The 23,398-nt window shown below is 67.1% G+C and carries 13 protein-coding genes; 6 read left to right on the top strand and 7 right to left on the bottom strand.

Translation table 11 applies throughout. The features are described 5' to 3' along the window. Nucleotides 1-106: 106 nt before the first annotated feature. The 3 genes from MBTS_RS04635 (at nucleotide 107) to glgB (ending at nucleotide 9,230) form a co-directional block, all read left to right on the top strand. Nucleotides 107-3,490 carry a maltotransferase domain-containing protein gene (locus MBTS_RS04635; protein WP_192215182.1) on the top strand — a complete coding sequence of 1,128 codons (3,384 nt, stop codon included), beginning with the start codon at nucleotides 107-109 and terminating at the stop codon, nucleotides 3,488-3,490. Nucleotides 3,491-3,659: 169 nt separating this feature from the next. After that, nucleotides 3,660-6,917, top strand: a complete 3,258-nt coding sequence (gene treS / locus MBTS_RS04640) for a maltose alpha-D-glucosyltransferase (protein ID WP_147829920.1) — start codon at nucleotides 3,660-3,662, stop codon at nucleotides 6,915-6,917. Next, the gene (gene glgB / locus MBTS_RS04645) at nucleotides 6,918-9,230 is read left to right on the top strand and encodes a 1,4-alpha-glucan branching protein GlgB (RefSeq protein WP_192215183.1); all 2,313 of its coding nucleotides are present in this window, start codon (nucleotides 6,918-6,920) and stop codon (nucleotides 9,228-9,230) included. It begins immediately after the preceding gene. Between the two features lie 306 nt (nucleotides 9,231-9,536). Here glgB and glgA read toward each other — a convergent pair whose 3' ends face one another. Continuing rightward, on the bottom strand, nucleotides 9,537-11,069 hold the full coding sequence (gene glgA, locus MBTS_RS04650; RefSeq protein ID WP_147829916.1) for a glycogen synthase GlgA: 1,533 nt from the start codon (nucleotides 11,067-11,069) through the stop codon (nucleotides 9,537-9,539). 146 nt (nucleotides 11,070-11,215) lie between these two features. Next, the gene (locus MBTS_RS04655; protein ID WP_187273328.1) at nucleotides 11,216-12,841 is read right to left on the bottom strand and encodes an alpha-amylase family glycosyl hydrolase; all 1,626 of its coding nucleotides are present in this window, start codon (nucleotides 12,839-12,841) and stop codon (nucleotides 11,216-11,218) included. 318 nt (nucleotides 12,842-13,159) lie between these two features. On the opposite strand from MBTS_RS04655, the gene MBTS_RS04660 reads away from it, so the two are divergent. Then, entirely contained in the window at nucleotides 13,160-15,691 is a 2,532-nt protein-coding gene (locus tag MBTS_RS04660) for a glycogen/starch/alpha-glucan phosphorylase (RefSeq protein ID WP_192215184.1), read from the top strand. Nucleotides 15,692-15,876: 185 nt separating this feature from the next. Continuing rightward, nucleotides 15,877-16,251 (top strand): VOC family protein, encoded by a 375-nt coding sequence (locus MBTS_RS04665; RefSeq protein WP_056150048.1) that lies wholly within the window; start codon nucleotides 15,877-15,879, stop codon nucleotides 16,249-16,251. 128 nt (nucleotides 16,252-16,379) lie between these two features. Here the strand turns inward: MBTS_RS04665 and MBTS_RS04670 are convergent, their stop codons facing one another. Then, nucleotides 16,380-16,796 (bottom strand): DUF779 domain-containing protein, encoded by a 417-nt coding sequence (locus MBTS_RS04670; protein ID WP_056426231.1) that lies wholly within the window; start codon nucleotides 16,794-16,796, stop codon nucleotides 16,380-16,382. A gap of 59 nt (nucleotides 16,797-16,855) precedes the next feature. After that, nucleotides 16,856-19,060 carry a 3-hydroxyacyl-CoA dehydrogenase NAD-binding domain-containing protein gene (locus MBTS_RS04675; protein WP_192215185.1) on the bottom strand — a complete coding sequence of 735 codons (2,205 nt, stop codon included), beginning with the start codon at nucleotides 19,058-19,060 and terminating at the stop codon, nucleotides 16,856-16,858. 111 nt (nucleotides 19,061-19,171) lie between these two features. Here MBTS_RS04675 and MBTS_RS04680 point away from each other — a divergent pair, with 111 nt between their 5' ends. Then, entirely contained in the window at nucleotides 19,172-19,960 is a 789-nt protein-coding gene (locus MBTS_RS04680) for an EAL domain-containing protein (RefSeq protein ID WP_056150034.1), read from the top strand. 125 nt (nucleotides 19,961-20,085) lie between these two features. On the opposite strand, the gene MBTS_RS04685 is transcribed toward MBTS_RS04680, so the two are convergent. The 3 genes from MBTS_RS04685 to MBTS_RS04695 form a co-directional block, all read right to left on the bottom strand. Next, nucleotides 20,086-20,574: a DUF2059 domain-containing protein gene (locus MBTS_RS04685; protein ID WP_056250108.1), complete on the bottom strand. Its 489-nt coding sequence runs from the start codon at nucleotides 20,572-20,574 to the stop codon at nucleotides 20,086-20,088. A gap of 103 nt (nucleotides 20,575-20,677) precedes the next feature. Continuing rightward, nucleotides 20,678-21,886 (bottom strand): acetyl-CoA C-acetyltransferase, encoded by a 1,209-nt coding sequence (locus MBTS_RS04690; RefSeq protein ID WP_192215186.1) that lies wholly within the window; start codon nucleotides 21,884-21,886, stop codon nucleotides 20,678-20,680. 206 nt (nucleotides 21,887-22,092) lie between these two features. Further along, on the bottom strand, nucleotides 22,093-23,398 hold a 1,306-nt coding region (locus MBTS_RS04695; RefSeq protein WP_192215187.1), incomplete at its 5' end, for an acyl-CoA dehydrogenase family protein.

The raw sequence follows: 23,398 nt of genomic DNA on the forward strand, positions 1-23,398 counted from the left end.
TTGAAGGGTGGTCCTCGCCGAGGACCGCCCATCCCCACCCCACCCGCCGCCGCGCGGGAGGCTCCTGCGGGAGACGGGGATACGTCTTTACGAGAACGGAGTACGCATGAACGCGCCGAGCCCAGCCAAGATCTCCGCCGAGCGGACCGAAGCCGGAACCGTGGCGCTGCCTGCGGGCCTTGCCCCCCGCGCCGAGGGGCCGCGCATCTACAACCTGTTCCCCCTCCTCGTCGGACGGGTCTCGGCCTGGACGGCGGAGCTTCCCCGCATTGCCGGGATGGGGTTCGACTGGATCTACCTCAACCCGTTCCACCAGACCGGCGGCTCGCGCAGCCTCTACGCGGTCTCCGATCCGGACCGGCTCGACGAGCGGTTCCGTGACGATGACGGCACCTCGGACGACGAGCAGATCCGTCGCTTCTGCGCCGCCGCCGCGGCGCACGGCATGGGCGTGATGACCGACCTCGTCATCAACCACACGGCCAAGGACGGCCCCCTGGCGCGGGAGCGGCCGGACCTGTTCCTGCGCGACGAGGCCGGCAACATCGAGAGCCCGGCGGCCGTCGATCCGGACGATCCGTCGATCCGCACGGTCTGGGGCGACCTCGCCGAGTTGAACTACCATTCGGCGGGTGCGCGCGAGGAGCTGACCCGGCTCTGGGCCGGCTACATCAACCGGATGCAGGACCTCGGCGTCGGCGGGTTCCGCTGCGACGCCGCCTACAAGGTGCCGCCGGACGTCTGGCGCAGCCTGATCGGCGCCGCCAAGGCGCTGGAGCCCGATTGCCTGTTCGCCGCCGAGACCCTGGGCTGCACTTTCGAGGAGGCCCAGGCCACGGCGGGTGCGGGTTTCGACTATCTGTTCAATTCCTTCGCTTGGTGGGACCTGAAGGCGCCGTGGGCGCTCGAGCAGTACGACCGCCTGCGCGTGATCGCCCCCTCCATCGCCTTCCCCGAGAACCACGACATGCCCCGCCTCGCCGCCGGCCTCGGCGGTAGCGCGGAGGCTGTGGCGCGGCACCTGAAGGCGCGCTACGCCCTGGCCGCGTTCTTCTCGGCCGGCGTGCTCCTGCCCATCGGCTACGAATGGGGCTACCGCCGCGCCCTGCACGTGGTCGAGACCACCCCGGATTCCCGCGAGACCGACACCGGCATCGACATTTCCGGTTATGTGAAGGCGATCAACGCCCTGAAGGCCAGCCTCGCCTCCGCCAATGTGGAGGGCGCGCAGTCCCGCATCTCCGCGCCGGATGCGGATTACGTGGCGCTCCTGAAATTCGATACCGGGCACGGTGCCTCCGCGCGCCACGCCACCCTCGTCCTGTTCAATCCCGGCTCCACTGCGGTGGCGGTGGAGGCCGGGCCGCTGGTGGCGCGGACGGGCGGCATGCTCGACCGCTTCAAGGACGTCACCCCCGAGGCGGAGCCCATCGACTTCCTCCCCGGCACGAGCCTCGACCTCGCGCCCGGAGAGATCCGCATCCTCGCCGCCGAACGGCGGGTGGTGGCGAAGCCCCCGGCTCCCTCGACCCCGTCGGGCGAAGGCCGCGTCGTCATCGAGGCGGTCTCGCCCGAGATCGACGGGGGCCGCTCCCCGGTCAAGCGCGTGGTCGGCGAGCAGGTGGCGGTCTCCGCCGACATCTTCAGCGACGGCCACGAGATCATCGATGCCGCGATCCTGTCGCGCGTCGTCGGCGAGGAGGAATGGCGCCGGGACCGCATGGTGTTCGTGGACAACGACCGCTGGAGCGGCTCCTTCCCCCTCGAGCACAATGCCCGCTACGAATTCACCATTGAGGCCTGGCGCGATGCCTTCTCGTCCTGGATCCGCGACACGCTGAAGAAGCGCGATGCGGGCGTGGACGTGCGCCTGGAGACCATTGAGGGCGTGACCTTCGTGCAGGGGGCGGCCGACCTCGCCACCGGACCGGACCAGGCTCGGCTCCAGGCCATCGTCTCGGCTCTCGCGGCCGAAAAGACCGGATCGGCGGCGCAGCTCGACCTCATCCTCGCGCCCGAGACCGCGTCCCTGATCCGCAAGCATGCCGAGCGGGTCAACCGCTCGCGTTATCCGGTGAACGTTCCGGTGATCGCCGACCGTCTCGCGGCCCGCTTCTCGGCCTGGTACGAGATCTTTCCGCGCTCGCAATCCATGGACGTCAACCGCCACGGCACGTTCGACGACGTGATCCGGCGCCTGCCCGAGATCCGCGAACTCGGCTTCGACGTGCTCTACTTCACGCCGATCCACCCGATCGGGAAGACCAACCGCAAGGGCAAGAACAATACCCTCACGGCTCTCGAAGGCGATGTCGGCTCCGTCTATGCGGTCGGTTCGGAGGCGGGTGGGCATGAGGCGGTTCACCCCGAACTCGGCACCCTCGACGATTTCCGCCGTCTGGTCGCGGCCAGCCACGCCTACGGCATGGAGATCGCCCTCGATTTCGCGATCCAGTGCTCGCCGGACCACCCGTGGATCAAGAACCACCCGGAATGGTTCGAGTGGCGCCCCGACGGCACGCTGAAATTCGCCGAGAACCCGCCCAAGAAGTACGAGGACATCTCCAACGTCCACTTCTACGGTGGCGCGCTGCCCTCGCTCTGGATCGAGCTGCGCGACATCGTCATGGGCTGGGCCGAACTCGGCGCCCGCATCTTCCGGGTCGACAACCCCCACACCAAGCCGATTCCGTTCTGGGAATGGATGATCGGGCAGGTGAACGCGCGCTATCCCGACGTGATCTTCCTCGCCGAGGCCTTCACCCGGCCGAAGATGATGAAGAAGCTCGCCAAGGCCGGCTATCAGCAGAGCTACACCTACTTCACCTGGCGCAACACGAAGCAGGAGCTCATCGACTATTCCACCGAGCTCGCCGGCGAGATGGGGGAGTATTACCGGCCGAACTTCTTCGCCAACACGCCGGACATCAACCCGGTCTATCTCCAGACCAGCGGCCGCGCCGGATTCATCGTGCGGGCGACGCTCGCGGCCACCCTGTCCTCGGTCTACGGCATCTATAACGGCTTCGAGATGTGCGAGGCAGCGCCGTATCCGGGCAAGGAAGAGTATCTCAATTCAGAGAAATACGAGCTGAAGGCCTGGGACTACCACGCGCCGGGCAACATCCGTGCGCACATCATCAAGCTCAACCGGATCCGGCAGGAGAACCCGGCGCTCTGGGACTTCCGCAACGTCATCTTCACGGGGGCCTATAACGACCAGATCGTCGCCTATGCCAAGACGACGCCCGAAGGCGACAACTGCATCTTCGTGATGGTCAATCTCGATCCTAAGAACCGTCAGGAATGCACCTACGAGGTGCCGCTCTGGCTCCTCGGAGAGCCCGATGACGGCGCCGTCGAGGTGGAGGACCTGCTGCTCGGCTATAAATTCGAGCTGCGCGGCAAGTCCCACCGCATCGCCCTCGATCCGGCGGAGCGGTCCGTGGTGATCTGGCGTCTACGCGCGCCCCGCCGGGTTGCGGAGTAGCGGCCCGCGTGTCAGCACAAAACTTCGAGTTTTCAGCCGTCCGTCGCGTTGTCGCCCAGAAGCTGGTGCCAAAGCTGCGGCCGACGCGGCTGGCACCGTTCGCATCCGCGACCGGTGCCGCTGTGACGCCGAACACGCCCTTGAACCCGACGCATGAGGCAACGACGCGATGATCGATCGTAGCGATCCGCAATGGTACCGTGACGCCATCATCTATCAGATCCACGTCAAGTCGTTCTTCGACTCGAACAACGATGGGATCGGCGATTTCGAGGGCCTGACGCAGAAACTGGACTATGTGCGGGACCTCGGGGTCACCGCCATCTGGCTGATGCCGTTCTATCCGTCGCCCCTGCGCGACGATGGCTACGATATCGGCGACTACCGCGACGTGAACCCGTCCTACGGGACGATGGAGGAGTTCCGGAAGTTCGTGGAGGCCGCGCATGATCGTGGCCTGCGCGTCATCACCGAGCTCGTCATCAACCACACGTCGGACCAGCATCCCTGGTTCCAGCGCGCCCGCGAGGCGCCGGCCGGGTCGCCGGAGCGCGACTTCTACGTCTGGTCGGACACCGACACGCCGTATTCCGACACGCGCATCATCTTCCTCGACACCGAGACCTCGAACTGGACCTGGGACCCGGTCGCCAAGCAGTATTTCTGGCACCGGTTCTACAGCCACCAGCCGGATCTCAACTTCGACAACCCCGCCGTGCTGGAGGGCGTGATCGAGGTCATGCGCTACTGGCTCGACATGGGTGTCGACGGCCTGCGCCTCGACGCGATCCCCTACCTGATCGAGCGCGACGGCACGAATTGCGAGAACCTGCCGGAGACTCACACGGTCATCAAGGCGATCCGCGCCGCCCTCGACGCGAGCTATCCCGACCGCATGCTGCTGGCGGAGGCCAACCAGTGGCCGGAGGAGACAGCGCAGTATTTCGGCGATGGCGATGAATGCCACATGGCGTTCCACTTCCCGCTGATGCCGCGCATGTACATGGCGATCGCCCGTGAGGACCGGCACCCGATCACCGACATCATGCGCCAGACCCCGGAAATCCCCGAGGGCTGCCAATGGGCCATCTTCCTGCGCAACCACGACGAGCTCACCCTCGAAATGGTCACGGCGGAAGAGCGTGATTACCTCTGGTCGTTCTATGCCGCCGAGCGCCGCGCCCGCATCAATCTCGGCATCCGCCGCCGTCTCGCTCCGCTCCTAGAGAACGACCGCCGCAAGATCGAGCTGATGAAGTCCCTCGTCCTGTCGATGCCCGGCACGCCGGTGCTCTACTACGGCGACGAGATCGGCATGGGCGACAACATCTATCTCGGCGACCGCGACGGCGTGCGGACCCCGATGCAATGGTCCCCGGACCGCAACGGCGGATTCTCCCGCGCCAACCCGGCCAAGCTCTTCCTGCCCTCGGTGCAGGACCCGATCTACGGCTTCGACGCCATCAACGTCGAGGCGCAGACCCAGTCGCAGACGAGCCTGCTGAACTGGACGCGCCGCATGATCGCGATCCGCAACAACTCGGTCGCCCTCGGGCGCGGCGCCATGCAGTTCCTGTATCCGACCAACCGCAAGGTGCTGGCCTGGATCCGCGAGTTCGAGGGGGAGCGCGTCCTCTGCGTGGCCAACCTGTCTCGCGCGCCGCAGGCCGTGCAGCTGGACCTGTCCGAGTTCCGCAGCGCCGTGCCGATCGAGCTTACCGGCGGTTCGGAATTCCCGGCCATCGGCGAGTTGCCCTACCTGCTGACCCTGCCGTCCTACGGGTTCTACTGGTTCTCCCTCAACGCCGCGAATGCCGGCGAGATCGGCCCGCAGCCGGAGACGCCCGAACTGTTCACCCTCGTCCTCACCGGCGGGGTCGAGACCCTCATGGCCGGGCGCGAGCGGACCGCCTTCGAGCGCACCGTGGCGCCGCGCTTCATCGGCACCCGCCGTTGGTTCGGCGCCAAGGGCACCCGCATCAAGTCGGTCTCGGTGATCGACAGCGCCACCCTGAAGGATGCCGGCGGCGCCACCCGCTTCCTGCTGCCGCGCGTGGCGGTGCATCTCGCCAATGGCGAGCGCCAGGATTACTTCGTGCCCCTCGGTGTCGATGAGGGCCGCGAGGACGAGACGCTGCTGTCGCACGCGGTCGCCCGCGTCCGTCGCGGACCGCGCACGGGCCTCTTGTTCGGGGCCTCCGCCTCGCCCGCCTTCTCGGTCGCCCTGATCGACGGCATGCGCAACGGCGTCGAGCTGCCGACGGAGACCGGCAAGCTCGTCTTCTCCCATACCTCGGCCTTCGATCGCGACGTCGTCGTGGATCTGGCGGAAGTCCGCAGCCTGAACGCGGAGCAGAGCAACACCTCGATCGCCATCGGCTCGAAGATGATGCTCAAGCTCCTGCGCCGCATGCAGACGGGCGTCCATCCCGAGATCGAGGTCGGCCGGTTCCTCACCGAGCAGGCGGGCTTCGCCAACACCCCGGCTCTCCTCGGCGTCGTCGAGCACGTGGCCGAGGACGGGACGCGGACGGCGCTCGCCGTGCTCCAGGCCTTCGTGCCGAACCAGGGCGATGCCTGGACGCTCATGCTGGAAGGCTTACGTCGCGACTTCGACACCGTCGTGCTCGCGCCCGAAAGCGAGGCGCCGGACCCGACCGAAGCCTTCGCCCCGCATCTGCGCTGGGCCGAGCTCCTCGGCCGCCGCACCGCCGAGCTGCACAACGCCTTCGCCATCGAGACCGACGACCCGGCCTTCGCGCCCGAGCCGTTCACGCATGACGACCTGCGCGACCTCGGGGAGGACGCGCGCCGTCTGGGCGAGCGGGCGTTCCGCGCCCTCGACGCCCTGGCGGGACGCACCTCCAGCACGGCGATCACGGAGCTCGCCGGCCGCCGCCGCGAGGTCGAGCTTCTGATCGAGGACATGACGGCGCGTGCGCCGGTGGGGGCGACCAAGACCCGCATCCACGGCGATTTCCACCTCGGTCAGGTTCTCGCCTCCGAGAGCGATCTCATCATCATCGACTTCGAGGGCGAGCCCGCTCGCCCCGCCGACGAGCGCCGCGCCAAGTCGACGCCGCTGCGCGACGTCGCCGGGATGCTGCGCTCCTTCGCTTACGGCGCCGAGACCGTCACCCGCGAGATCGCGAGCCGGTTCGCGGATTCGGAAGGCCGCGCCCGCAGCGCGTCCATCGCCTGGCGCGGCATGATCGATGCCGCGTTCCTCGACGCCTACCGTGCCGTGGCCTCCACCAGCCGCGCCGCAGTGACGGACCCGGAGACCGAGACGCGGCTGCTGTCGCTCTCACTCCTGGCGAAGGCCCTCTACGAAGTCGATTACGAGGCCAATAACCGGCCGGATTGGATCGAAATCCCAGCCCGTGGGGTTCTCACAATTCTGGACGACACCAAGAGAGGCGTTTGAATGACGGATATCGACGAGAGCCTGGCGAAGACGTCCGAGCAGGAGCGGAAGCGGTCCGAACGGATCGCGGACCGCTCGGCCGCGTCGGGGAGTTCCCGCCAGGCCGATGCCGATACGTCGACCGTTCAGGGCGTCCATCCGGACGCGGTCGCCGCGGTGATGAGGGCGGATCACGGCGATCCGTTCTCCGTGCTCGGCCCTCACCAGATCGGCCCCGGCCTCTGGGAAGTGCGGGTCATCCTGCCCGAGGCGAAGTCGGCGACCCTTCTCACCGCCGGCAAGCGCATCCCGTTCGAGCGGCGCCACCAGGACGGGTTCTACGCCGCCCGCGTGCAGAGCGAGGGGCGTCCGCTCTACGAACTCGCGGTGGAGGGCTGGGACGGCACCGAGCGCACGCGCCACGACCCCTATAGCTTCGGCTCGTCGCTGCATCAGCAGGACATCGACAACCTGCGCGAGATCGGCAGCGACGTGACCTATCGGGTGCTCGGCGCCCAATCCATGGTGCTCGACGGCATCGACGGCTTCCGCTTCGCGGTCTGGGCGCCCAATGCCCGCCGGGTGAGCATCGTCGGCGATTTCAACGAGTGGGACGGTCGCCGCCACCCCATGCGGCTCTGGCAGACCGGCGGCATCTGGGAACTGTTCGTCCCGGGCCTGCGCGCCGGCGTCCACTACAAGTTCGAGATCCGCGGACCCGACGGGTCGCTCCTGCCGCTCAAGGCCGATCCCGTCGCCTTCGCAGCGCAGAAGCCGCCCGAGACCGCCTCCGTGCTCCAGGGCACGAACGCGCCCGTCTGGAGCGACGGCAAGTGGATGGCGACGCGGGGCGAGAAGGACCCTCGCCACACCGCCATCTCGATCTACGAGGTGCATCTCGGCTCCTGGGCGCGCGTCGCCGAGGAGGGCAACCGCTACCTGACCTACAAGGAGTTGGGCGAGCGCCTGATCCCCTACGTCAAGGAGATGGGCTTCACCCATATCGAGATGCTGCCGATCACGGAGTATCCGTTCGACGGCTCATGGGGCTACCAGCCGGTCTCGCTGTTCGCGCCGACGAGCCGCTTCGGAACGCCGGACGATTTCGCGGCCTTCGTCGACACGGCCCACGAGGCCGGCATCGGCGTGATGCTGGACTGGGTGCCGGGCCACTTCCCCCTCGACGCCCACGGCCTCGGCCAGTTCGACGGGACGCATCTCTATGAGCATGCCGACCCGCGCCAGGGATTCCACCAGGACTGGGGGACCTACATCTACAATTTCGGCCGCACGGAAGTGTCGAGCTTCCTCGCCGCCAATGCCCGGTTCTGGCTCGAGCATTATCATCTCGACGGTCTGCGCGTGGATGCCGTCGCCTCCATGCTCTACCTCGACTATTCGCGCCGGCAGGGCGAGTGGATCCCCAACCAGTACGGCGGTAACGAGAATCTCGACGCCATCAACTTCCTGCGCAAGACCAACGAGGCGACCTACAGCCACGCGCCGGGCACGATGACGATCGCCGAGGAATCCACCTCCTGGCCGGGCGTCTCCCACCCGACCTATACGGGCGGACTCGGCTTCGGCTTCAAGTGGAACATGGGGTGGATGCACGACACCCTGGAATTCATGTCGAAGCAGACGATCCATCGCCGCTATCACCACCACGACCTGACCTTCGGGCTGCTCTACGCCTTCTCCGAGAACTTCATCCTGCCGCTGTCGCATGACGAAGTCGTCCATGGAAAAGGCTCGCTGCTGGACAAGATGCCGGGCGACCGCTGGCAGAAATTCGCGAATCTGCGCGCCTATTTCGGCTACATGTGGGGCCATCCGGGCAAGAAGCTGCTCTTCATGGGCGGCGAGTTCGGCCAGCAGAAAGAGTGGAACCACAACCAGAGCCTCGACTGGCACCTGCTCGACGATCCTCTGCATCGCGGCGTGAAGGATCTCGTCCGCGACCTGAACCGCCTCTACACCTCGACGCCCGCCCTCCACGTGAGGGATTGCGAGGCCGCCGGCTTCCAGTGGCTGGTCTCCGACGACCAGGACAACAGCGTCATCGCCTGGGCACGCAAGGGCACGAATCCGGGTGAGGTCGCCGTCGTCGTCTCTAACTTCACGCCGATTCCGCGTGAGGGATATCGGATCGGCGTGCCGGAGGCCGGGTTCTACCGCGAGGCGATCAACTCGGATTCCGAGCGCTATGGCGGCTCGAACGTCGGCAATATGGGCGGCGTCCAGGCGGAGCCGGTGGAGAGCCACGGCCAGCCCTATTCGCTGGTTCTCGCAGCGCCGCCGCTCGGGACGATGATCTTCGTGCGCGAGGGCTGAGATCGGCCCGTGTCATCGGGATAGTATGAGAAAGGGCGCCGGTTCGATGAACCGGCGCCTTTTTTGTTTGAGGCTGTTTGATCGGATCGCTTAACCGGTGCTCTCGCCAAAGTAGAGCATCCCACCAGACCACCTCATCCTGAGGTGCCGGAGCGCAGCGGAGGCCTCGAAGGAGTACTCCAGTTCGCGCAGTGGCTTCTGGAACTCTCCTTCGAGGCCGCTACGCAGCACCTCAGGATGAGGTAAAGCTTTGGACAGACAACACAAATCGGCTCGTCGGACGCAAGATTGCTCCGAGGCAGACGATCAGACCGTGCGGGCGCGAAGACCGCCGCCATTGCCCAGCGCGCGGGCGTAGAGCGCCGAGTAGTCCATGGCCGCGCCGTCCCAGGTGAAGGAGCGGGACATGGCGCGGCGGCGCATGGCGTTGAGGCGCTTCTTCTCGCCGAACGTGTCGAGGGCGCGGCGGACGGCGCCGAGGAACCCCTTCTGCGAGGCTTCGCCGAAGGTGAAGCCGGTCACGCCGTCCTCCACCGTGTCGGCGAGGCCGCCGGTGCGACGCACGATCGGCAGAGAGCCGAAACGCTGGGCGTACATCTGCGCGAGGCCGCAGGGTTCGAAGCGCGAGGGCATCAGCAGGAAGTCGCTTCCGGCGAACATCCGCCGGGCTTCCTTCTCCTCGAACCCCACCTGGACCCCGACGGCATCCGGATGGCGGCGGGCGAGATCGCTCAACGCAGTCTCGAACCGGCGCTCGCCCTCGCCGATGACGACGATCTGGCCGCCCTCGGCCACGATGGTCTCGGCCGCGCTGAGGCTGAGGTCGATGCCCTTCTGGTGGACCAGGCGCGAGACGATGGCGAAGAGCGGGCCGCGCGAGACGGCGAGGCCGAAATGGCGGCGGACCGTCTCGGCATTGGCGCGCTTGCCCTTCCAGTCGTCGGCCTCGAAGCGGGTGGCGAGGTGCGGATCGGTGCGCGGGTCCCAGCTCTCGTCGATCCCGTTGAGGATGCCGGCCAGCCGCCCCTGTGCGGCGCGGGTGCGCAGGAGGCCGTCGAGGCCGCAGCCGGATTCCGGCATCATGATCTCGCGGGCATAGGTCTCGCTCACCGTGGTGACGTGCGAGGCGTAATAGATGCCGGCCTTGAGGAAGGAGAGATGCCCGTAGAACTCGCAGCCATCCATCTGGAAGGCCCCGTCCGGGATGCCGAGGCGACCGAGGGAATCGCTCGGGAACAGGCCCTGATAGGCGAGGTTGTGGATCGTCAGGACGCTGGGGACGCGCTGCCCGGTCCATTCGAGATAGGCGGGGGCGAGCGCCGTCTGCCAGTCGTTGAGGTGAAGCAGGTCGGCCGACCAGGACGGGTCGACCCCGCCGGTCAGTTCCGCAGCCGCGAGGCTGAGGCGCGCGAAGCGCAGGTCGTTGTCGCGAAAATCGCCCTGCGCGTCGCCATAGGGCGTGCCGTCGCGCTGGTAGAGGTCGGAACTCAGGATGATGTAGACCTTGAGGCCGTCACCCGTCTCGATGAGCCCGAGATCGCAGGGCGGGATGCCGGCATGGCCGCGCAGATGGGCGACGACGGGGATGTGATCGAACCGGTCCACCACCTGGCGATAGCCGGGGATGAGGACACGAACATCGTAATGGCGGCGCAGCGACCGGGGCAGGGCGCCGGCGACCTCGCCCAGACCGCCGGTCTTGACGAAATCCGCCATCTCCGGGGTCGCGTAGAGGATGCGCGGCTGGAGCGAAAGGCCCCGAATTACCTCGGCGTCGGCCGCGCCGGAGGCGAAAATCGGCGAGGCGAGGTCGGCACTGGAGGTGGTCGTCGCCGGCATATGATGGAGACCTCTAGGGCAGATCGTGCTCTTCGCGATGCACAACTCAAGCCACTGGGTCGGTTAATACTACGTTCAGTTTGCTGCGGCGCGGGGAAAATGTCGCGCCGCGATAGTTTTTTCGGCCTCCCTCGGCTCCGCCGCCTTCAGTCAGGGTGCCGGAGCAGGATCACGCCCTCGTTTCCGGCCATGTCGAGCACCTCCGAGGCGCCGATATCGGCTCGTCCGGGATGGGTGGAGAGGAGGACGCTCCAGCCTGATTCGCCCGCCAGCGGGAACCGGACCGGCCAGCCCGAGAAGTTCAGTACGATCCGCACGGTCTCGCCGGCCTCCACCCTCTCATAGGCGAGGACGTGGTCGAGCCCGTCCGTATCGAGCCTGCGGTAGCTTCCCACCGCCAGGGCCGGATAGGCGCGGCGGAGATGCAGGAGCCTCCGGTAGAGGGTGAGGATCGAGGTGGAATCGTCGCGCAGGGCCTCGACATGCCGCCTGTCCCGGTCGGCGCTCAAGGGCAACCAGGGTTCGGCCTCGCTGAAGCCGGCATGCTCGGTGTCGTCCCACTGCATCGGGGTCCGTTCCGGGTCGCGGCCATGGCCCGGCTCGTTGAAGCCCCAGGGGTCTCGCATCCGCTCCGGCGGGATCTCCACATGGGCGAGGCCGATCTCGTCGCCGTAATAGACCGTGGGTGTGCCGCGTAAGGTGAGGAGGAGGATCGCCGCGATCCGCGCCTGCGCCTCGCCGATCCGTGCGGCGATGCGGGGCTGGTCGTGGTTGCCCAGCACCCAGTTCGGCCAGCCGCCGGGGGGCAGCGCCTCCTCGTACTCGTCCACCAGGGCCGCCACGGCATCGGCCTGCCACGGGGTCTGGATCAGCTGGAAGTTGAACGGCAGGTCGACGCCGGTCAGACCGGGGCCGTAATAAGCCACCAGCCGCTCGATCGGCAGGTAGATCTCGCCGATCAGCACCCGGTCGTCGTAACCGTCCAGCACGCGGCGCATGCCGGCGATGATGTCGAACACTTCCGGGCGGTCGGCGGAATAGACCTGATCGAACCGGTTGATCTCCGGCTGTTCAGGGTGGAAGGCGGGGTTCGCCGGATTGTCGCGAAAGCCCTCGTCCTTCATCAGGTGCCAGATCACGTCGACGCGGAACCCGTCGATCCCCCGGTCGAGCCAGAAACGCAGGACGTCGTGCATCGCTTCCCGCACCGCCGGGTTGCGCCAGTTCAGGTCGGGCTGCTGGCTCAGGAACGCGTGGTAGTAATATTGGCCGCTGGGCTCGTCGAAGGTCCAGGCCGGGCCGCCGAAATTGCTCAGCCAGTTGTTGGGCGGCCCGCCATCCGGCGCCGGATCGCGCCAGATGTACCAGTCCCGCCGCGGATTCTCGCGCGAGGCGCGGCTCTCGGTGAACCACGGATGCGCGATGGAAGAGTGGTTCGGCACGAAGTCGAGGATGACCCTGAGCCGGCGGGCATGGGCCTCCGCGATCAGCGCGTCGAGGTCGGCGAGGCTGCCGAAGAGCGGGTCGACGCCGCAATAATCGGCGACGTCGTAGCCGTAATCCGCCATGGGCGAGGGATAGATCGGCGAGATCCAGACGGCGTCGACGCCGAGCCAGGCGAGATAGTCGAGCCGGCGCGTGATGCCGGGAAGATCGCCGACACCGTCGCCATTGGTGTCCTGAAACGAACGCGGATAGACCTGATAGACGGTCCCCCGCTTCCACCAGACGGCTTTCGCCAGATCCGGAACAGTCGTCTCGCCTGACGTCATCCGCCCCCCGATTCACACCCCGATGCCGGTCACAGCCTAGCCTGTGGCGGAGCACCAAGCGACCCCGCCCCGGGCCTCCTTCCCGCTGCCGCGCCAGCGCGCTTCCGCCGCATTCATGAAACCTTCAGCGCTAAATGGTCTCATTCCCGCACGGTTTGGATGGGAGACAGGCGAATCGCGGGGACCGGTCACCGCCAGCGGGATCGGTCGATCCCGGAAGTCCGACCTGTCCATAGCGACGCCGCCGCACGGTCACCGCCGGAAGAAGCGGGTGCCGAACAGCGCTCTGCGGCAGCGACACTGAGGGGGAATGAGACCATGCTGAACGAAATCCTGGGCGCCACCGCTCGGAGCGAGGACATCGGCACGCGTACCGCCGCCGGAGACGCCCCGGCCCGGCCGGGCTGGACCGCTCCGGCCAAGCCCGCCTCCGGCGACCCCGTGGCGGATCTGCGCGAAGCCATCCTCGCCAAGCTCGCTTATGCCATCGGCAAGACCCCCGAGACCGCCCGCGAGCGCGACTGGTTCGCCGCCACCGCCCTGGCCCTGCGCGACCGGATCGTCGATGCCTGCATGGACGGCAGGTCCACCAGCATCCCCAACAAGCGCGTCTATTACCTCTCCCTCGAATTCCTCATCGGCCGACTCCTGTCCGACGCCATGAACAATCTCGGCCTCGTGGATACGACCCGCCGGGCCTTGCGCGATCTCGGCATCGAACTCGGCGACGTCGAGGCGGCCGAACCGGATGCGGCGCTCGGCAATGGCGGTCTCGGCCGTCTCGCCGCCTGTTTCATGGAGAGCATGGCGAGCCTGTCGATCCCCGCCATCGGCTACGGTATCCGCTACGATCACGGCCTGTTCAAGCAATCCCTGGAGGATGGCTGGCAGAAGGAGGCGCCGGAAACCTGGCTCGCCGAGGGCAATCCCTGGGAATTCGTGCGGCCCGAAGCGACCTACACGATCGGCTTCGGCGGCCACGTCACCATGTCGGCGATCTCGGACGGCGTGATCCGTCGGCACTGGCACCCGGCCGAGACCGTTCGGGCCGTGGCCCATGACGTCCCCGTGGTCGGCTGGCGCGGTAAGCACGTCAACACCCTGCGGCTCTGGAAGGCGGAGGCGAACTCGCCCCTCGAACTCGCGCAGTTCAACGGCGGCGACCATGTGGGCGCGGTGGCGGCCCGGTCCAAGGTCGAGGCGATCTCGCGGGTGCTCTATCCGAGCGATTCCTCGGAGAGCGGCCAGGAACTTCGACTGCGCCAGGAATACTTCTTCACCTCGGCCTCGCTGCAGGACCTCGTCTCCCGGCACGTGGCCGAGCGCGGCGACCTGCGCTCCCTGCCGGACCATGCCGCGATCCAGCTCAACGACACCCACCCGGCCATTGCCGTGCCGGAGCTGATGCGCATCCTCCTCGAGGATCACGGCCTCGCCTGGGAGGATGCCTGGCACATCACCACCCATACCCTGAGCTATACCAACCACACCCTCCTGCCCGAGGCGCTGGAGACATGGCCGGTGGAGCTCATGGAGCGGCTACTGCCGCGCCACATGCAGATCATCTACCTGATCAACTGGATGCATCTCGAAGAGCAGGGACGCCACGGCAGGGCCGATGCGGCGCAGCTCGCCTCGGTCTCGCTCATCGACGAGGCCAACGGCAAGCGCGTGCGGATGGGCCATCTCGCCTTCCTAGGCGCACGCCGGGTGAACGGCGTCTCGGCGCTCCACACCGACCTGATGCGCTCCACGGTATTCAAGGACCTCCACGCCCTCGACACCGACAAGATCGTCAACAAGACCAACGGGATCACCTTTCGGCGCTGGTTCCACAACTGCAACCCGGAGCTGACGAAGCTCGCCGTGGAGGTGGTGGGCGAGCGCGTCCTCGACGATCCCGAGGCGCTGCTGGGGCTGGCCGATTACGCCGCCGATTCCGCCTTCCAGGCCCGCTACGCCGCCATGCGCACATCCCGGAAGGAGGCGCTGGCCAAGGTGGTGGCCGAGAATTCCGGCATCGTCGTCGATCCGTCGGCCCTGTTCGACACGCAGATCAAGCGCATCCACGAATACAAGCGCCAGCTCCTCAACGTGATCGAGACCGTGGCGCTCTACCAGGCGATCAAGGCCGAGCCGCACAAGGACTGGACGCCGCGCGTCAAGATCTTCGGCGGAAAGGCGGCGCCGAGCTACGTCCAGGCCAAGCTCATCATCAAGCTCGCCTGTGACGTGGCCAAGCTCGTGAACAGCGACCCGGATATCGCCGGCCGGCTCAAGGTGGTGTTCCTGCCGAATTACCGCGTCAGCCTCGCCGAGGCGATCATCCCCGGCTCCGACCTATCGGAGCAGATCTCCACCGCCGGCATGGAGGCGTCGGGCACCGGCAACATGAAGCTGGCGCTGAACGGCGCGCTCACCGTGGGCACACTCGACGGCGCCAATATCGAGATCCGCGACCATGTGGGGGCGGACAACATCTTCATCTTCGGCCTCGACGCGGCCGGGGTTCAGAAGCGCGCGGCCGAGCCGGATTACGCCGCCCGGGCCATCGCGGCCTCGCCGCGCCTTTCCGCCGCCCTCGACTTCATCGAGGCGGGCGGGTTCTCGCCGGAGGAGCGCGGCCGCTTCCAGCCGATCGTGGACGACCTGCGCCACAACGACCGCTACCTGCTCACCGTCGATTTCGACGATTACTGGCGCGTCCAGCGGGAGATCGACGCCGCCTGGATCGACAAGGCGAGCTGGTGGAAGAAGGCCATCCTCAACACCGCCCGGATGGCCTGGTTCTCCTCCGACCGCTCCATGCGCGAATACGCCGACGACATCTGGCGGGTGAAGGTGGGGTGAGGCGAGAGGTTCGTCCTTTATCTTCCGCAAGGCGGTCGAAAACCGACGACCCGGCTTCCATCCCGGAGCATCAGGGATTGGGAGCCGTAGTTCTGCGAAAGCCGGATGCGCGTTCGCAGACGGACTGGACTCGGCTCCAGGCTCGACCGCCGTTATCTCGTGCCGCCCCTTTCCGGAGAGACTCGATGTTCACGCACGTGATGATCGGCAGCAACGACCTGGAGCGGGCCCGAGCCTTCTACGATGCGACCTTCGTCGCATTGGGGGCCGAGCCCGGCGAGATGGATGCCAGAGGCAGGCTCATCTATTCCCATGAGGGCGGTCGGCTGATGATCACGACACCCATCGACGGCAAGCCCGCAACCGCGGCCAACGGCGGAACGGTCGGTATCGCCGCTGCGAGCCGCGACCATGTTCTCGCCTGGCATCAGGCCGGCACCGAGCGTGGGGGCAGCGCAATCGAGAGCGCTCCCTCTCAGCGTCCGAACGGCGCCTTCGTCGCCTACCTTCGTGATCCCGATGGCAACAAGCTCACCGCACGGACCGTGCCTGCGAAGTGAGGACAATCGTGGCCGCTTGGGTGGAGGCGCGGGCTGATGCCCGGGCGCAGACCCATGGGCCGTCGCAACCGTGCGCGACATCTGTCGTGCATCTCACGTCCAGACCAGCCGTGGGCGCCGCCTCCCGATCAGATCCGGCAAGCGCCTTCGAGCGCCGTGTTCTCCGCATCCGTAAAAATCCGCGAGCGGATGAGGAAGCGCTTGTCGCGGCCGTTCTCCAGCGAGAACATGCCGCCTCGGCCGGGCACCACGTCGAGGATCAGGTGGGTGTGCTTCCAGACCTGGAACTGAGGCCGGCTGATCCAGAAATCCGCGCCGGCCACCTGGCCGAGATGGACATCGCTGTCGCCGGTGAGGAAGTCGCCCACCGGGTAGCACATGGGCGAGGACCCGTCGCAGCACCCGCCCGATTGGTGGAACATCACCGGCCCGTGCTCGGCGCGCAATTCCTCAATCAGGGCGATGGCGGCCGGTGTCGCCGTGACCCGCAGGGGCGTTCCGTCGGCGCCGACCTGATCGGCGGTGGTCGCTTCGGTCGTGCTCATGGAACGCTCCCTCCCGTCATGTGACCCCGGCAGGGGATGTCCCGAGCCGGAATGTTCGTTCACGCCGCCTTCTTGGCTGCGGCCTCGCCGTAGAAAGTGCCGCCGGCCTCCGCCATGCGCAGGAGGTTCTCCGGCACCGCGAAGCGCGCCCCGTGCCTGGCCTCGAGACCCTGGGCCAGGGCCACGAACGCTTTCGCACCCATGAAGTCGATGTAGGACAGGGCGCCGCCGGTGAAAGGGGCGAAGCCGAAGCCGAGGATGGAGCCGACATCGGCCTCGCGCGGGTCGGTGATGACGCCTTCGCCCACGGTGCGGGCGGCCTCCAGCGCCTGAACCACCAGTAGCCGCTGCTTCAGCTCGGTGAAATCGACGTCGTCGGGGTCGATCCGCGTCGCCTGGAGCTCCGACAATCCGGGCCAGAGCTTCTTCGAGGCGCCGTCCGGATAGTCGTAGAAGCCTTTCCGGTTCTTGCGCCCGAGCCGGCCCTCGCCCTCCACCAGGGTGGTGAGCAGAGCCTTCTGGGCGGGGTCGATCGCCTCGGCGCCGAGCTGCGCTTCGGTGGCCTTGACGATCTTGAGGGCGAGGTCGACGGCCACCTCGTCGGTGAGGGAGAGGGGGCCGACCGGCATGCCCGCCTGGCGGCCTGCATTCTCGATCATGGCGGCGGGGATGCCCTCGATGAGCATCTTGTGGCCCTCGTAGAGATAGGCGCCGACGCAGCGATTGGCGAAGAATCCCCGGCTGTCGTTGACGACGATGGGCGTCTTCTTGATCGCCCGGACATAGTCGAGGGCGGTGGCGAGCGCCGCGTCCCCGGTCTCCTCGCCCTTGATGATCTCCACGAGCATCATCTTCTCCACCGGCGAGAAGAAGTGGATGCCGACGAAATTGCCCGCGCGCCGGGACGCCTTGGCGAGGCCCGAGATCGGCAGGGTCGAGGTGTTGGAGGCGAAGATCACGTTCTCGCCGATCACCGCCTCCACCTTGGCGATGACCTCGGCCTTCACCTTGGGATCTTCGAACACCGCCTCGATCACGAGATCACAGGATGACAGGTCGGCGTAATCGGCGCTGGTGGTGATGCGCGCGAGAAGCGCCTCGCGGTCGGCGGTCTTGGCCCGGCCCTTGTTGATCTGGTCGGTGACGAGCTTGTGGGCGTAGGCCTTGCCCTTCTCGGCGGCGTCCGTGGACTGGTCGAGGAGGATCACCTCCATCCCCGCATTGGCGCTGACGTAGGCGACCCCGGCCCCCATGAAGCCGGCGCCGACGACGCCCACCCGCTTCACGCTGGTCTTGGCGATCTCCTTCGGCCGGCGCGCGCCTTTGTTCAGCTCGCCCATGGAGATGAACAGCGTGCGGATCATCGCCGCCGCCTCCTTGGAGCGCAGGATCTTGGCGAAGTACCGGCTCTCGACCCGCAGGGCGAGGTCCATCGGCAGTTGCAGGCCCTCGTAGACCGAGGCGAGGATGGCCTTGGCCGCCGGGTAATTGTCGTGGGTCTCGCGGCGGTAGATCGCGTTGGCCGGGGGCCAGATCATCATGCCGGCGGGCGAATAGACCTTGCCCGAGGGTGCCTTGAACTTCGGCTGGTCCCAGGGGGCCACGGGCGAGCCGCCGGCCCTGATCCAGGCCTTGGCCTTCTCGACGATCTCGTCTTTCGGCGCGACCTCGTGGACGAGGCCCATGTTCTTGGCCATGAGCGGACGGATCTGCTCGCCCTTGAACAGCATCTGCAGGGCGTCGCCCGTCTGCATCAGGCGAGGGACGCGCTGGGTCCCGCCCGCGCCGGGGAACAGCCCGACCTTGATCTCGGGCAGTCCGACGCGGGTCTTCGGGTCGTCGGACAGCACCCGGTGGTGACAGGAGAGCGACAGCTCGAAGGCGCCGCCGAGGCAGATGCCATTCACCGCCGCCGCGAAGGGCTTGCCGCAGGTCTCGAGCTTACGGAAGACCAGGGTGAGCTTGCGCGATTCCTCGAAGAAGTGGCGCATGGCCTCCTCCTCGCCCTTCTCGGCTTTCAGCGTCTCGTAAGCCTGGCCGAGACCCTGCAGCATGGTCAGGTCGGCGCCGCCGGAGAAGTTGTCCTTGCCCGAGGTGATGACGCAGCCCTTCACGACCGGATCGGCCACCACGGCGTCGATGACCTGATGCAGGTCGCTCATCACCCCTTCGGTGAAGACGTTCATCGAGCGGCCGGGCATGTCCCAGGTCGCGAGCGCGATACCGTCGGAATCGACCTCGAAGCTGAAGTTCGTGAGATTCATGTCTGATCCTTGTGGGGTCGGCTTGAGGCGTGAGGCTATTAAGATGTTTTAAAAATTTGGGCTGGATAAAGAATCCCAGGATCGAAAAGGTGGAACGAGGAAACTTATCGAATGTTGGCGCGAAACGTCTGCCAGGGATGCCGCGACGGCGCCGATCTCGACTTTACGTTTACCATGGCGTTCCAACCCATCCTCGATCTCGACGCTCAGCGCGTGTGGGGATACGAGGCGCTGGTGCGCGGCCCCGAAGGCCAGTCCGCCGCCTCCATCCTCGATCGCGTCACCGAGACGACGGTCTATCGCTTCGATCAGGCCGCGCGGGTGCGTGCCATCGAGCTGGCCGGCCGGCTGTTCCCCGTCGACGACGAGACCAAGCTGTCCATCAACTTCATGCCGAACGCGGTCTACGAGCCGGCGGCCTGCATCCGCTCCTCGCTGGAGGCGGCGCGCCGGGCCGGATTCGCCCATGACCGGATCATGTTCGAGTTCACCGAGAACGAGAAGTTCCGGGACATCGACCATGTGAAGCGCATCGTCGCCGAGTATCGCAAGCAGGGCTTTCTCACCGCGCTGGACGATTTCGGCGCGGGCTTCGCCGGCCTCAACCTCCTGGCGAACTTCCGGCCCGACCTCATCAAGATCGACATGGAGCTCCTGCGCGGCATCGACACGGACAAGGGCCGTCAGATCATCACGGCGGGGATCATCTCCATCGCGCGGCAGCTCGGCGTCTCGGTCATCGCGGAAGGTGTCGAGACGCGGGGCGAACTCGAGACCCTGCGCGAGCTCGGGGCAACGCTGTTCCAAGGCTATCATTTCGCCCGCCCCCAACTCGAAGCCCTCCCGAGTGTCGCCGGATTCGAGGCACGGGAGCCGCGCCTCGCCGCCCTGGCGTCATAGCGCTCCTCTCGGCGCGCCCGTCGCGTCGCTGTGCCTGCAAGTTCGTGTCGTCGGTCTCATGCAGGGCCGCCCCAGGCGGTGCGGCCCTGCCGTCGATCCTCCGCTGGATCGACCTCAATCGTGTTTTACTTGGCCGGCGCCGTTCCGGGCAGCGGCGGTGCGCCCGCCGGCCTGTCGCCGGCCGAGGCGATGGCCAGCATGTTCAGGATCTTGGTGACCGCGCCCTGCGAGATCACCGTGACCGTCGAGGCCGGGTCCGAATTGATCGCCTGGAACTTCTGGTAGATCTTGTCGTCGTAGATGCCGCTGAGGTGCTTGAGCTCGTCGAGATTGAACTTCTCGGCATAGGCCTTCGACAACCCTTCGATCATCACCTCGCGCTGCTTGTCGAACTCGGCGCGGACCTCCTTGCGGATGGCCTCGGCCTTGTCCTCGGGCATCGGCTGCACGGTCTTTTCCAGGGCGCCGGTGAAGCCGGTTTCGAGGTTCTTGATCAGGGTCTTCTGAACCAGATCCTTGGCGACCGCGACGCGGTCGGTGGCGTCGTCCGCGTGGGCGGCGAACGGCGCGCAGAGCGCGGTCGTCAGCATCAGGGTCGCGAGAAGGCGTGTCATCGTGGCGTGTCTCCCGGTGTGTTTATGATTGCGCCGCCGGCATCGGCGGCGGGAGTGCGCCGTTTAGCAGCGTTCCGAAGGGTTTGGGAGGGATAGCGCCCCATCACACCCGCTCGATGATCGTGGCGGTGCCCATGCCGGCGCCGATGCAGAGGGTGACGAGGGCGCGCTCCTTGCCGGTGCGCTCCAGCTCGTCGAGCACCGTGCCGAGGATCATCGCGCCGGTGGCGCCCAGCGGATGGCCCATGGCGATGGCGCCGCCATTGACGTTCACCTCGGACGGGTTGAGCCCGAAGGCCTGGCAGAAGCGCAGGACCACGGCGGCGAAGGCCTCGTTGACCTCGAACAGGTCGATATCGGCGACGGTCATGCCGGCACGCGCCAACACCTTCTTCGTCACGTCCACCGGGCCGGTGAGCATCAGCGCCGGGTCCGAGCCGATATTGGCGAAGGCGCGGATGCGGGCGCGCGGCTTGAGGCCGGCCTTCTCGCCCGCCTCTTTCGAGCCCACCAGCACGGCGGCGGCGCCATCGACGATGCCGGACGAATTGCCGGCGTGATGCACGTGGTTCACCGTCTCCACGTCGGGATGCGCGTCGATCGCCACGGCGTCGAAGCCGCCCATCTGGCCCATCTGGACGAAGGAGGCCTTCAGCCCGGCCAGCGACTGCATGTCGGTGGAGGGACGCATGTGCTCGTCGGTGTCGAGCAGGGTGATGCCGTTGACGTCGCGCACCGGCACGACGGACTTGCCGAACAGCCCGTCGGCCCAGGATTTCGCCGAGCGCTTCTGCGACTCCACCGCATAGGCGTCGCAATCGTCGCGGGAGAAGCCGTATTTCGTGGCGATGAGATCGGCCGAGACGCCCTGCGGCATGAACCACGACTTGATCGCGATGGCCGGGTCCACCGGCCAGGCCCCGCCCGAGGCGCCCAGACCGACGCGGCTCATGGATTCGACGCCGCCGCCGATGGTGAGGTCGTGCTGGCCGGCCATGATTTGGGCCGCGGCGAAATTCACCGCGTCGAGGCCGGAGGCGCAGAAGCGGTTGATCTGCACGCCGGGCACGTGGTCGCCGTAATCGGCCACCAGGGCCGCCGCGCGGGCGATGTCGCCGCCGGCCTCGCCGACGGGATCGACGCAGCCCAGGATGACGTCGTCCACCTGCCGCGTGTCGAGCCCGTTGCGCTCCTTGAGGGCGCGCAGGGCCGTCTCGGCGAGGCGCAGGGCCGTCACCTCGTGCAGCGCGCCATCCGGCTTGCCGCGGCCGCGCGGCGTGCGGACGTGATCGTAGATGAAGGCCTCGGGCATATGCGTTTCCCTGTTGTCCGCTCCTGCGGAGCGACGGCTTTCAAAGTCTGCTCTCGGTCTTACCGTCATTCCGGGGCCGCGAAGCGGAGCCCGGAATCCAGATCCGCGAACACATCCAAGATTTATCGCGTCGGCGGTTCTGGATTCCGGGCTCGCTCTGCGAGCGCCCCGGAATGACGTGGTGAGCTGAAAGTCTGTCGTCCGCTCTAAAACGCCTCGGCGCCGAGCGCCATGGTCGTCTCGGCCCCGGCCTTGATCCGCACCAGCCGCATGGCGGTCTCGGGCAGCGTCCGCTCCATGTAGAACCGGCCGGTGACGAGCTTGTCGTCCATATCCGGCGACGGGCCCTGGGCGATGCGGGCCAGCGCCGCCTTGGCGATCCGGGCCCACATGTAGCCCATGGCGACGAGGCCGAGGAGGTGCATGTAGTCGGTGGCGCCGGCCCCGGCATTGTCGGGCTTGGAGAAGGCGTTCTGCATGAACCACATGGTGGCGCCCTGAAGGTCGTTCAGGCCGGCCTGGAGCGGCGCGGTGAACGGCGCCATGCCCTCCACCTCGGCATGGTCCTTGATGAAGGTCTGGACCTCGGCGAGGAAGCCCATCATCGCCCGGCCGCCATCCTTGGGCAGCTTGCGGCCGATGAGGTCCATGGCCTGGATGCCGTTGGCGCCCTCGTAGATCATGGCGATGCGGGCATCGCGCACGAATTGCGACATGCCCCATTCCTCGATGTAGCCGTGCCCGCCGAAGAGCTGCTGGGCCGCCACCGCGTTGTCGAACCCCTTGTCCGTGAGCACGCCTTTCACCACCGGGGTCATCAGGCCCATATGGTCCTCGGCCTTCTGGCGCTCGGCCGCGTCGTCGGAGCGGTGGCCGATATCGGCCTGGAGCGCGGTCCACAGCACCAGGGCGCGGGCGGCCTCGTTGAAGGCGCGGATGCCCATGAGGGTCCGGCGCACGTCCGGGTGGACGATGATCGGGTCGGCGACCTTGTCGGGTGCCTTCGCCCCCGTCAGCGAGCGGCCCTGGAGCCGGTCCTTCGCGTAGGCCACGGCGTTCTGGTAGGCGACCTCCGACTGGGCGAGACCCTGGACGCCCACCGCGAGGCGCGCCTCGTTCATCATCACGAACATCGCGTTGAGACCGCGGTTCTCCTGGCCGACGAGCCAGCCCTTCGCGCCGTCATAGTTCATGACGCAGGTGGAATTGCCGTGGATGCCCATCTTGTGTTCGAGGGAACCGCAGGAGACGCCGTTCCGCTCGCCCACCGAGCCATCCTCGTTGACGAGGAATTTCGGCACCACGAACAGGGAGATGCCCTTGGTGCCGGCCGGCGCACCCTCGATCCGGGCGATGACGAGATGGACGATGTTCTCCGACAGGTCGTGCTCGCCGGCCGAGATGAAGATCTTGGTGCCGGTGAGGCTGTAGGAGCCGTCGCCGTTCGGCACGGCCTTGGTCTTGAGGAGCCCGAGATCCGTGCCGCAATGGGGCTCGGTGAGGTTCATCGTG

The sequence above is a fragment of the Methylobacterium bullatum genome (genome assembly GCF_014845095.1).
Lineage (GTDB): Bacteria > Pseudomonadota > Alphaproteobacteria > Rhizobiales > Beijerinckiaceae > Methylobacterium > Methylobacterium bullatum.

What these genes read in the sequence shown, in the direction of transcription:
- MBTS_RS04635 (WP_192215182.1), top strand. Translation starts at nt 107, where the DNA reads ATGAACGCGCCGAGCCCAGCCAAGATCTCCGCCGAGCGGACCGAAGCC.
- treS (WP_147829920.1), top strand. Translation starts at nt 3,660, where the DNA reads ATGATCGATCGTAGCGATCCGCAATGGTACCGTGACGCCATCATCTAT.
- glgB (WP_192215183.1), top strand. Translation starts at nt 6,918, where the DNA reads ATGACGGATATCGACGAGAGCCTGGCGAAGACGTCCGAGCAGGAGCGG.
- glgA (WP_147829916.1), bottom strand. Translation starts at nt 11,069, where the DNA reads ATGCCGGCGACGACCACCTCCAGTGCCGACCTCGCCTCGCCGATTTTC.
- MBTS_RS04655 (WP_187273328.1), bottom strand. Translation starts at nt 12,841, where the DNA reads ATGACGTCAGGCGAGACGACTGTTCCGGATCTGGCGAAAGCCGTCTGG.
- MBTS_RS04660 (WP_192215184.1), top strand. Translation starts at nt 13,160, where the DNA reads ATGCTGAACGAAATCCTGGGCGCCACCGCTCGGAGCGAGGACATCGGC.
- MBTS_RS04665 (WP_056150048.1), top strand. Translation starts at nt 15,877, where the DNA reads ATGTTCACGCACGTGATGATCGGCAGCAACGACCTGGAGCGGGCCCGA.
- MBTS_RS04670 (WP_056426231.1), bottom strand. Translation starts at nt 16,796, where the DNA reads ATGAGCACGACCGAAGCGACCACCGCCGATCAGGTCGGCGCCGACGGA.
- MBTS_RS04675 (WP_192215185.1), bottom strand. Translation starts at nt 19,060, where the DNA reads ATGAATCTCACGAACTTCAGCTTCGAGGTCGATTCCGACGGTATCGCG.
- MBTS_RS04680 (WP_056150034.1), top strand. Translation starts at nt 19,172, where the DNA reads ATGTTGGCGCGAAACGTCTGCCAGGGATGCCGCGACGGCGCCGATCTC.
- MBTS_RS04685 (WP_056250108.1), bottom strand. Translation starts at nt 20,574, where the DNA reads ATGACACGCCTTCTCGCGACCCTGATGCTGACGACCGCGCTCTGCGCG.
- MBTS_RS04690 (WP_192215186.1), bottom strand. Translation starts at nt 21,886, where the DNA reads ATGCCCGAGGCCTTCATCTACGATCACGTCCGCACGCCGCGCGGCCGC.